The following is an 11459-nucleotide window of genomic DNA, read 5'->3' on the forward strand; positions in this document are numbered from 1 at the left end:
ATGCAAAATCAGGAAAGATATTACAAACCGGTCGCAAACGTTTTCTCGCCACGTTGCTTAATCAGTTCCTGCCTGATTTTGTTTTCGCGGTAGAAAGCAACAGGGTTTAGCGAAGCACCTGCCTGTAAGCGGGCCTCTGCCAGCAACGGACGTACATCGGTGCGGTAAGCGTTCTGCATGATTTCCTGCGCCAGGGTAGCGTCGTTTTCCTGCTGTGCTTTTTCAAGGGCCTTACGATCGATGATCAAAGCCTGCGCATAGGCAATCTTGATCGCCTCTACCGACTGCAGCAAATCTTCCAGCGGATCTTTGATGTTGTGGCTGGCGTCGATCATCCAGCTCAGTTCCGGATTGTTTACTTCGGAGCTGGTCATTCCTTCTACCAGTTCGTTGAAGATCAGGAACAGCTGGTAAGGCTTCACGGAACCTACAGTCAGGTCGTCGTCGCCGTATTTGGAATCGTTGAAGTGGAAACCGCCCAGTTTGCCTTCCATCAGGAAGCGCGATACAATCTGCTCGATGTTGGTGTTTGGCAGGTGGTGGCCAAGGTCAACAAGTCCTACTGCTTTTTCGCCAAGTTTCTGGCAGAACAACAGGGAGCTGCCCCAGTCAGCAATAACGGTGGAGTAGAAATGCGGCTCGTATGGCTTGTATTCTACCAGCACTTTCCAGTCGGCAGGCAGTTCGGCATAAATCTGCTTGATGGAATCCAGGGTGTTCTGGAACTGGCGGCGGAAGTTCTGCTGGCCCGGGAAGTCGGTACCGTCAGACAGCCAGATAGTAAGGGCTTTGGAACCTAACTCGATGCCATGCTTAATTACTTCAATGTTGTGGGCAACAGCCTGGTCGCGCACGTTCTTATCTGTGTGCGACAAAGAACCGAACTTGTACGAAAGTTTCTGGTCTGGCTGGTCCTGGAATGTGTTGGAGTTAACGGCATCGAACTGCAGGTCAAAAGAAGCTGCCAGTTGTTTGATGGCTTTGTAATCCTGCGGGATGTCCCACGGAATGTGCAGCGAGATAGCCCCGCTCGATTGGTTTAAGGCATGCAGCAAGCCTACATCCTCAATTTTTTCTTCCAGGCTTCTTGGTTCACCGCCTCCGGCGAAACGGCCAAAGCGGGTACCGCCTGTACCTAGTGCCCAGCTGGGAATGGCAATCTGAAAGGCAGCCAGTTTTTTTACCAGTGCGCTTACATCATGGCCTTCGTCGCTTAGTACAGAAGAGAGTGCATTAAATTTTTTCTGGTGGGAAGAACGCTGCGAGTCATTGTACTGCCCGATCAGCGATTTGTCTAGTATCATACTTATGCTTTATTTAGAGTTAACCTATCGCAATCAGTTGATGAATTAAAATAGGCAACGGTACGTGTACCTGGTTTGATTTTTAGCTGTGAATTTATTTTAAACTAAACTACTCAATAAAAACTACCTAATCTGTCTTTGCTAAAAATAAACCTGCGCACGCACCGTTGCCTATAAATTACTTATTGCGCTACTGCACTACCTTACGAAGGCCATGGCAACGCCACCATCTACGTTCAGTACGTTTCCGGTAGACTTGCTCAACAGTCCGCCAACAAAAGCGAAGCAGGCATTGGCAATATCTTCCGGTAAAATGATCTGGTTCAGTAAGGTGCGTTTTGCATAGTAAGCAGGCAGTTCAGCTACCGTGATACCGTATGCTTTGGCACGGCCTTCAGCCCAGCCGCCAGCCCAGATATTGCTGTCGGAGATAACGGCATCGGGGTTAACCACGTTCACACGGATACCGTCGCCGCCAAGCTCAGCAGCATTCAGTCGGCTTAAGTGTAACTGAGCCGCTTTGGCGCTACCGTAACCGGCGTTGTTTGGTCCGCTTACAAGTGCGTTTTTGCTTACAATGTTGATCACATCACCGCCGATATTCTGCTTACGCATTACCTCAACAGCAGCTTGTGTCACAAAGAACTGGCCTTTCACCAGTACATCATATAACAGGTCCCAGTCTTTCTGGGTGTGGTCCTGGATGGATTTAGAGATAGACAGACCTGCGTTGTTGATCACGATGTCTACACCGCCAAACGCTAAGGCAGCGGCATCCATGGCGCCTTTAATCTGATCTTCTTTCGTTACGTCGAGCACAGCAGTGGCATAAGAATCTTTTCCGTATTTGGACTTGAATTCTTCGCCTGCTCCCTGTAAACGCTCTTCGTTCATGTCGTTGAGTACTACAACAGCACCTTCCTCTACAAACTTCTTCGCGATAGCTTTACCAATACCGCCGGCACTACCTGTAATCAAAGCGATTTTACCGGAAAGTGCTTTTGGCTTCGGCATACGCTGTAACTTGGCTTCTTCGAGCAACCAGTACTCGATGTCGAAAGCTTCCTGGCGTGGCAGCGACGTGTATTCAGAAACCGCTTCAGCGCCTTTCATTACGTTGATGGCGTTGATGTAGAATTCAGAAGCAACGCGGGTTGTTTGCTTGTCTTTGGAGAAAGAGAACATACCTACGCCTGGGTACAGGATGATAACCGGGTTGGTATCGCGTACTGCCGGGCTGTTCGGGTGCTTGTGGTTCTCGTAGTAGTCCTTGTACATCTGGCGATACGCCTCGAATGCAGGAGCTAATTTTTCTTTCAGCGCAGCTACGTCCGACAGGTCGGCATCTGGTGCCAGGTCAAGCACGAGCGGGCTGATTTTAGTGCGGAGGAAGTGGTCCGGGCAGCTGGTACCTAGTGGAGCCAGTCTTTCCAGGTCGTTTGAGTTGATGAACTCCAGTACGCGGACATCGTCGGTGAAGTGACCGATCATGCTGCGCTCGCTTGAGCAGAAACCGCGCAGTACCGGTGCAATGGCAGCAGCCTGCTTTTTACGGCTTTCCGGATCCAGGCTTTCGATTTTCTGACCACCAAAAACAGGACCTTTTTTACCGTAGTTCTGCTCCAGGTATTCCGCGCACTTCTCGATTACTTCCAGCGTGTTTACATAGCTTTCGTAAGCCGTGTCGCCCCAGGTAAACAGGCCGTGTGAGCCCAGCATGATTCCACGGATACCAGGATTTTCTTCCAGGCACTGGCTTAATTGCAAGCCCAGGTCGAAACCAGGACGCTGCCAGTCTACCCATCCGATGGTACCGCCGAATAATTCTTCCGTAATTTTCTTGCCGTCTTTCGCGGCAGCAATGGCAATGGCTGCATCGGGGTGCAGGTGGTCGATGTGCTTGAACGGCAGGAAGCCGTGCAGCGGGGTATCGATAGAAGGTGCTTTTGAGTTCAGGTCGAAGATGCTGTGGTTGAAAAGCTCCACCATTTCATCTTCGTGTTCAATGCCACGATACACATTTTTCAGGCTACGCAGGCGGTTTACATAGAGTGCCGCCAGACCGCTACGCTTTAATGTACCAATGTCGCCACCTGAACCTTTGATCCACATTACTTCGGTTTCTTCGCCGGTAAGCGGGTCTTTTGCCATGGCTTTGCAGGAAGTGTTCCCTCCGCCATAGTTGGTTAACCTGAGGTCAGCACCCAGCAGGTTTGATCTGTAAATTAATAAGGCAACTTCATCTCCGGCAAGTTTGGCTGCTTCTTTCTCATCCCATAGATAGCTTACATGCTTGAAAGTAGTAGCCGATACAGTGTTTTCCATGTTAAAAAATAATTATTGTTTGTCCCTGTTTTAAATCTAATAAAAGAATTCCTGATTTCTGTAATTAACTGTCTGTATAACGCTTATTTCTATGCAATTTGTGTATATAAAAACAAAAATAGAAACTAAACCTAAATTTTCTATCCTGTACTGTCCTGTAAAAGATTAGACTTTCCGGATATAGTATTAAAAGTTCGGTTACAGGTTATGTTATGCTATAAGAGCTTTCGGAAGCAGGTGCCGCCTCGTTCGGTGCAGGAGTTTGTAAGTTGGTGTTCGTTTAAGCAGCAGGAAAGGGAGTGGTGGGTGGTGCAGCAGACTTTTTGCTCCCGCGGTGGAAGCCAAAGGGTGGTGGCAGCAAGAACTGCACCTGCTTTTGTGAGTTTTATGCTTTCCCGGTTACGGTTAGCAGCTCTATAGGCAGGACCTCCTAAGGGAGGCTTTTTCTTCCGAAGTTAAAGGGGTGCCTACCAGCAGTAACGAATACCAACCGGTTAATTTACCTGTTCTGAGTAACAACTATTAGAAGCTCGTTTCCGCCCTGTTTCCTCAGATTCTGTGATTGAAATCGAATAAGCCCTGTTTATTTACGAGTTTACCTCCTGTGGCAGCAGCTGGATAATTTTATTTTTGACTAACGATTAATTGTTTAAAAGTCATGCACAGAGTAACCTGTAAAAGTGTGTGCGATCGGGCGGGCAGTAAGTGACGAACTGATCTTGTTTTGGCTGCCTGCCATGCCAGGGAAGGTATTTGTGCAACAAGGTAGAATGGATTTGATATGAGAAAAATTGTTATTATCGGAGGAGGGGTGCTGAGTTTGCTTACAGCTTATTATTTAGCGAAAGCGGGATTAGAAATAACCATTGTGGCTGAAAATGCCATAGCGCGTGATGATGCCAGTGGAGATGACGGGGTGGGGATGCCGGATCATCTCATTCAACTTTTCATGGCAGAAACAGCTGCTACGAATAGTACCAGACGCGTAGAAGCCTGCCGCCAACCCTTTTATATCAAATCAAAAGAATGCGCAGGAGTTGGCCAGTGGTCCTTTCTTTCAAACAATTACACTTCCGGAAACCTGCCAGATTACAGCATGCAGGGGCTGGCGCACCTGAGCATGCGAAGTAAAGACCTGTACCTGCAGTTATCAGAAACACATCTGTCTGCTGATTTTGGAATGGAGAAAAAAGGACTGCTGATGCTCTTCAAAACAGATGCAGCTGCTCAGCATGAAAACGAAGTTGCACATCGTGCTAACATGCAGGGTATAAAAGCGCAGGTCCTGACAAGGCGGGAAGTTCAGTTACTCGAGCCACACGTACGCCTGAACGTGGTGGGAGGAGTGCTGTACCCGGGAGATGCTTGCCCTGATCCAAAAATGCTGAAGACTTTCCTCGGTAGGTACCTAAGGCAAAAGGGGGTAACCATTCTTGAAAATACAAGCGTTCTGAATTATGTGTCATCCGGGAAAAGTATAAGAAGTGTACAGACATCGGCCGGAAACGTATCATGCGATCATGTCATTATTTGTGCTGAGGCATGTACCGGTGACGTAGCTGGTAAACTGCAGCTAACCTTGCCTGCTTACAAAGGGGTTCAGTTTACAGCTGACAATCTTCCATCCTTAAGCAAATCTGTTATGCTCGTAGAAGAACAGGTTATGGTAACTCCTGTGGGAAACAAATTACATATCGGAGGTGCGATAAAAACAAACTATCTCAATAAAATACTGGGAGTGTGCCCTGGAAGCCGTATCAATACGATTGTAGGTCGGTATTTCGAGCATAAAAAGGATGCCGCTGCCGGCATACCGCTTCAGCTGCACGGGTTGCGGCAGTCATATTCCAATGGCATGGCCTGTGTTGGTGCGTCGGCGTACTTCGAAAATGTGTGTTTTGGCAAAGGGTACATAAATCTGGCTCCTGCTATTGGGGAGTGGTTAACGGATATGGTCCTGAAAAAAATAGCGGTACATCCCTTAAGCAGTGCGACAGGCGGAGAAGGCGCTGGCTTGTTTTAACCTCGTTGTAAATTTCCCCCCTGAAATTATGAAATAACCCCCTGTCGGACTGCGTAAGTTCCGCTACTTTTGGTTGATTCGTTTTCGGAACAAACGTTTGTGATGTGCATAAAAACTTTACTGCACTACCCACCACAACCACTGCTGCTGCGTGGAAGCTTGAACAGGTAAAAAGGTGCAGCAGAAAGGTTGTGGTACACTATTTATAAATCGATAAACTTTGAAACTCCTACTCATGTACAGTGCCAGGAACTTGTTTTGGGCGTTAATATGCTGCTTTGGGCTTAGTCAGTGCCAGCCTTCCCTGATGGGGAATCAAGGAAAAGGTCCCGAAAAAATTCCCCGCGTAGCAGGGTATGAACTGGTGTGGAACGATGAGTTTGAGGTGGCTGGAAAGCCGGATAGTACCTCCTGGTCTTATGAAGAAGGCTTTGTCAGGAATAACGAACTGCAGTACTACCAGGCCGACAATGCGAGCGTGAAGAATGGACTGCTGGTGATAGAAGGAAGGCGGGAAAAAGTGAAAAATGAAAAGTATGAGCCGGGGAGTAAAGACTGGAGGAAAAACCAGGAGTATGCCTCCTATTCTGCCACGAGTATTCACACCCGTGGTAAAAAAGAATTCCAGTATGGTATTTTTGAGGTTTGTGCTAAACTGGACACAGCCCGGGGGATGTGGCCAGCCATCTGGACACTTGGAATAACAAAGCCATGGCCCGCAAACGGCGAGATAGACCTGATGGAGTACTACCGCATAGACGGCAAGCCGCACATTCTGGCAAATGCCGCCTGGAAGCACCCGCAGGGCGGAGCTGCCTGGGACAGTGAAAAAATACCTTTCGCGACTTTTTTGCAAAAGGACCCGGACTGGCCGGATAAGTTCCACGTCTGGAAGATGGACTGGACCGAAGACTACATCAGGTTGTACCTCGATGGCGAGCTGCTGAATGAAATTGATATAAATACCTCTGCAAATCCGGATGGCTTTCATCCATTCAGGCAACCGCACTACCTGTTGCTAAACCTGGCATTGGGTTCTAACGGGGGAGACCCGGTCAATACCCCTTTTCCTAAAACCTATGAAGTGGATTATGTAAGGGTTTACCAGAAAATAAAAGACAGTACCCGGAAATCAGCTTTGGCACCATAAGAAACGATTTCTACAGGTTAACAGCATAATTTTTTACTTCTCATTTTTCCGGCCAAATGACTTCAACCTGGGGTTTTGCTCCCCATTGATTCCATCGTCTTCACAATTTACGCCCTGGTAATAGTGGCCATGGGGTACAGGGATATCACGCTCTGAAAAAGGAGAAGAGAAAACGGCACAAGAGTATTTTTCTGGCTGATAACCGACCCGGCGGAGCAGGAGAGGTGCAGCTCCGTCTTAACTTTTCAGATAAGGTATGCCGCTGTCTGTAACAGGTAAAAGAATCTGGTTGCTGCCCGGTAAACGATAGCAAGGAAGATAACAGGGTTGATAACAACCGTTGCTGCTTCTTCAATCCTGACCAACAGTAAAACTTACCTGCATAAGTAGCCTTTTTGATAAATAGTAGGATTTTACCACCTCTTAAATACTATTTCCACCCCCTTTATTTTGTGGGAATGCTAATAGATTTGCCTAACAAGCATTCGGTAAACAAACAAAAAAAAATTAAACCCTTAATTAACAACTTATGAAAATTAAAAATTTACTCGCTTTAGTGTGTTTGATAGTAGGCATTAATACTATCAGTTTTGGTCAGACCAACCTGATGGCTAACTGGGCTGGGCCGGATGGTTTGGGAGGAGGTGCTGCAACTGAATACGGTTGGGCTGTAAGAACAGGAGAAGGTGGTATGGATGAGGCAAACCACGTAGTATGGAATACTGCCAATGCCAGCAGTGGCGTCCGGTACAGGGATGTTGATGCGTCAACAAATCCCCAGACGATGCGTGATGGGGCTGTTTGGTCAGGTAGAGTACTTTATCTTCGCTGGGATGCCGGATCGAATACCATTAATTACGTGTTCAGTTATCCGGTACAACTTCAGGCAGGTACTTCCTACAGGTTCTCCATGCTGTACCAGTGGTGGTCTAATGGTAACGCTCCTACCTATACCGTTGGCATCAGCAGGGATATGGCAGGTACAGATAATGTAACCACCCAACAGTTTTTTGCCGAGACACGAAATGTGATGCAGTCTGGTGAAATAACATTCACAGCGCCATCAACAGGCACATACTATATAACATTTAAATCTAATCAGGCTGTACTGGGTGGCTTCTCTAACTTCAGTTTAGTAGCAACTACTACAACAAGCGCAGCCAAAGATCTGGCTGCATCCGGCTACTCCATCTACCCTAACCCAAGCAACCGTACTGAAGGTCTTCGTATAGCAGCCACTGGCGCTAACGAGTCTGCCAGGCTTTACATCTACAACACCACCGGTCAGGTGCTGAAGCAGCTGACTATAAACGCTGCTCAGGATAAAAAAGTAGACATCAGCGACCTGTCTGCTGGTATGTATGTAGCGAAAGTGGTTACCAGCAAAGGGGTGTTCAGCAAGTCCCTTGTAGTACAGTAATAACATCTTGTGGGAGGCTCCTTATGTTTTGCCTGGTCACCCTACAACCAGGCAAAGCATAAGGAGCTTTTTCTTTTAATTTCAGTAAGCTTGATATGCAAATAATAAAGATCTTGTTCCTGGGCTGCCTCCTGTTGCTAATTCGTACGGCAGGTAGCTGCCAGGCAAACCTGTTGGCAGGCTGGGAGGGCAACGGCGACACAAATCCTGCTACCTCTTTCCCGGACAGGTATGGCTGGGAAGTTTCGCCGGGTACCTTTAACTATGCCAACTCCACCAGCGGCATCCGCTATGCCGATGTAACTTCAGGGCATACGCTGAACGGTAGCAATTATACAGGCCGTTTGCTGATGGTTCGCTGGGATGGCGCCGGTTCCACTACCCTGAATTCCGTCTATAGTTACCCGGTAGCCCTGGAGGCCAACAAGAAGTACCGGTTCTCCTGGATTTATGAATGGTGGAATAATGGATCGGTGCCTACCTATACGGTTAAGATCAGCCGAAACAAGGCAGGTACGGATGTAATTGCCTCCAAAGAATTTGTGGCCGGCGCCCGAAATGAGCTCCTGCCCGGCGATATGAGCTTTTATGTAGCCTCAGCACAAACTTATTATGTAACGATACAGGTCAATAACCTGGCCGTATTGGGCGGCATCGGTGAGTTACGTCTGGTAGAGATACCGCCTGCACTGGAGAGCAACGTGGCCTCGGTGCAGCTGAATTACTATGAGCCGGAAACAAGCATAGCCATTTCTCCGAATGGTTCTGCAGATGGTATTACCCTGACAGCCCCTGCCGGAATTGGGCTTTCTGCTGCCACACTGCCTGCTACCGGTGGCACCGTGGTGGTATCCTCTACAACTACTGGCAATGTTTCGGGAAACATCAGGGTACAGCAGGGGAGCGATGTGCTGGAAATCCCGGTGACAGCCTCTTTTCCTGAAGACTTTCTGCAGCTAAGCAACATTGACACCCTCAACAGGGATGGCGCCTGGTGCTGGTTCAACGACCCGAGAGCTATTTATCATAAAGGTCAGAAAGAGCAGACCTACTTCTCGTGGGTGAACAGCGTGGGCGATATCTGGATATCGGCTTATAACCACGAAACAGGCGAATACAAAGAACACCGGCTGCACGAACGGCTGGAAGTAGACGACCACGACAACCCGGCCATCCTGATCCGCAACGACGGGCGTATTATAGTTTACTACTCCAAACACACTGTTGGTCCTGTTTACCAGTATATTTCTACCAATCCGGAAGATATCACTTCCTGGGGGCCTGTGCTGAACTATGGTACGAATGTGACTTACCCGTACCCCTTCCAGGTGGGGGAGCAGATTTACGTTTTTTACCGTGGCATCAACTGGCATCCTACCTTGGTTGTTTCAGACGATAATGGCGCCACCGTAGGTACGCCGCAACAATTTATTACAGGCGGTGGCGGTCGTCCTTATACCCGCTATGCCCAGGATGCCACAGGCGCCATTCATATTGCCGTTACCACCGGGCATCCCCGCAACGAACCAAACAACAAAATATACTACGCCCGTTTTAAAGACGGCAAATTCTACAGAGCAGACGGCACCTTCATCAAAGACTATACTGGTTCTGCCACTGCGTTAAATCTTGATACCGAAGCGGAGGTAGTATACAATGCCAGCAATGGCAAAGGCTGGATATGGGATATCACTGTTGATGCAGACAACAACCCCGTCATGGTATATGCCTCCTTCCCGACCGGTACGGACCACCGCTACCATTATGCCCGCTGGACCGGCACCCAATGGTTCCGGAAGCAGCTTACGGATGCCGGCAAATGGTTTCCGCAAACCCGGCCCGGTGCATCAGAACAAGAGCCAAACTACTCCGGCGGCATCTCTTTAGACTACGACAACCCATCAGTTGTTTACCTGTCCAAGCCGGTAAAAGGCGTGTTTGAAATATTCAAGTTTACGACTCCTGATCAAGGTGTCAGCTGGGACTCTACGGCGCTCACCTGGAACACGCCTGCGCACCTGCTCAATGTACGGCCCATTGTGCCGCGGCATCATAAGGAAGGATACTTTGATGTGCTCTGGATGCGGGGCACCTATGTGCACTACACCAACTACAATACCTCCATTGTCTACCAGATGGGTGAAACCGTAACGACGGTGGATAGAATCGAAATCACACCCGGCGAAACAGAGCTAACACAAGGGCTGAGCAAGCAGCTTTCTGTTACATTTTACCCCTTTATTACCAGCAGCAAAAGCCTGACCTGGACCTCGTCGGACGAAAGCGTGGCACGGGTTGTAAACGGCCTGGTAACGGCAGTAGGTACGGGAACAGTTACCATAACCGCCACCGCTCAGAATGGCGTAACTGCCGAAACCAGCATACGGGTAGTGCCGCCGGTGTATGAAGGCAATACCTATTTTGACTTTGGCACCAGCGATTCGCCTGTTACCGGTGGAGCACTTAAAATGCATAATGCCATCATGCTGGAAAATTCTTTTGGCTGGCAGGCGCCGGTATTGTCCAGAGACAGAGGCAATGCTGCTTCTGACGAACTGCGGGATTTTAACATGGCCTCTGCCAGTACCGATTTTATGGTGTTTGTGCAGCCCGGTACTTACCACATTACCGCCAGGCAGGGCGACTTGTCGTTCCCGCACGACAACATGAGCATTTATGTAAACGGCGAGCAAAAAGTTTCCGGTGTATCGGCTGCGGCAGGCAGCTATGTTACTTCCGAATTTGACGTGAACGTGACCGGTAACTACCTCCGGTTCACTTTTGCCGACGAAGGCGGTTCGGATGTGAACTGGGTAATCAATTCACTGAAAATTGAGCGGACCGTTACTTCAACAGAAAAGGATTTGGCAACAGTACCAGACTATCAAATTTATCCGAACCCGGTTAAGCGGGCTGATGGTTTGTATTTTGCCGCCAGTGGTACTTTAAACGAGGTGGTGGAACTGTACATCTACAGCATCGCAGGAAAGTTACACAAACAGCTCAGCCTGAATCCTGTCCGGCAAAGCAAACTGGATATCAGCGACCTTGCACCAGGGTTTTATGTAACGAAAGTAGTCAGTTCCAAAGGTTCGGTAAATAAAACACTGGTAGTGCAATAATCAACAGGCTGAAGGCAAGCAGTGGCTATGGTGACTGCTGCAGAAGAGAGCAAAGGCTAGAGGATGGGGTGAAACATCTGTCAACGTTTCACCCCATCCTCTAGCCTTTTGCCTT

General features: G+C 48.5%; 6 protein-coding genes. 4 read left to right on the plus strand and 2 right to left on the minus strand.

The genetic code is table 11. The annotated features are described in order from the left end of the window. Nucleotides 1–20: 20 nt before the first annotated feature. Nucleotides 21–1304 carry a TIM barrel protein gene (locus DCW36_RS19510; RefSeq protein WP_114778432.1) on the minus strand — a complete coding sequence of 428 codons (1284 nt, stop codon included), beginning with the start codon at nt 1302–1304 and terminating at the stop codon, nt 21–23. A 198-nt stretch (nt 1305–1502) separates the two neighbouring features. Then, nucleotides 1503–3629 carry a bifunctional aldolase/short-chain dehydrogenase gene (locus tag DCW36_RS19515; protein ID WP_114778433.1) on the minus strand — a complete coding sequence of 709 codons (2127 nt, stop codon included), beginning with the start codon at nt 3627–3629 and terminating at the stop codon, nt 1503–1505. 781 nt (nt 3630–4410) lie between these two features. Between DCW36_RS19515 and DCW36_RS19520 the strand changes: the two genes are divergently transcribed. From DCW36_RS19520 to DCW36_RS19535, 4 genes are all read left to right on the plus strand, one after another. Then, a complete protein-coding gene (locus tag DCW36_RS19520; protein WP_114778434.1) occupies nt 4411–5652 on the plus strand; it encodes an NAD(P)/FAD-dependent oxidoreductase in 1242 nt (413 codons plus the stop codon). A 307-nt stretch (nt 5653–5959) separates the two neighbouring features. Beyond that, complete coding sequence (locus DCW36_RS19525; RefSeq protein ID WP_240676249.1) at nt 5960–6802, plus strand: glycoside hydrolase family 16 protein; 843 nt, start codon at nt 5960–5962, stop codon at nt 6800–6802. Between the two features lie 529 nt (nt 6803–7331). Continuing rightward, entirely contained in the window at nt 7332–8222 is an 891-nt protein-coding gene (locus DCW36_RS19530; RefSeq protein WP_114778435.1) for a T9SS type A sorting domain-containing protein, read from the plus strand. Between the two features lie 95 nt (nt 8223–8317). Next, on the plus strand, nt 8318–11344 hold the full coding sequence (locus DCW36_RS19535; RefSeq protein ID WP_114778436.1) for a BNR-4 repeat-containing protein: 3027 nt from the start codon (nt 8318–8320) through the stop codon (nt 11342–11344). Nucleotides 11345–11459: the final 115 nt, after the last annotated feature.

The organism is Botryobacter ruber (assembly GCF_003347595.2).
GTDB lineage: Bacteria > Bacteroidota > Bacteroidia > Cytophagales > Hymenobacteraceae > Pontibacter > Pontibacter ruber_A.

What these genes read in the sequence shown, in the direction of transcription:
- DCW36_RS19510 (WP_114778432.1), bottom strand. Translation starts at nt 1,304, where the DNA reads ATGATACTAGACAAATCGCTGATCGGGCAGTACAATGACTCGCAGCGT.
- DCW36_RS19515 (WP_114778433.1), bottom strand. Translation starts at nt 3,629, where the DNA reads ATGGAAAACACTGTATCGGCTACTACTTTCAAGCATGTAAGCTATCTA.
- DCW36_RS19520 (WP_114778434.1), top strand. Translation starts at nt 4,411, where the DNA reads ATGAGAAAAATTGTTATTATCGGAGGAGGGGTGCTGAGTTTGCTTACA.
- DCW36_RS19525 (WP_240676249.1), top strand. Translation starts at nt 5,960, where the DNA reads ATGGGGAATCAAGGAAAAGGTCCCGAAAAAATTCCCCGCGTAGCAGGG.
- DCW36_RS19530 (WP_114778435.1), top strand. Translation starts at nt 7,332, where the DNA reads ATGAAAATTAAAAATTTACTCGCTTTAGTGTGTTTGATAGTAGGCATT.
- DCW36_RS19535 (WP_114778436.1), top strand. Translation starts at nt 8,318, where the DNA reads ATGCAAATAATAAAGATCTTGTTCCTGGGCTGCCTCCTGTTGCTAATT.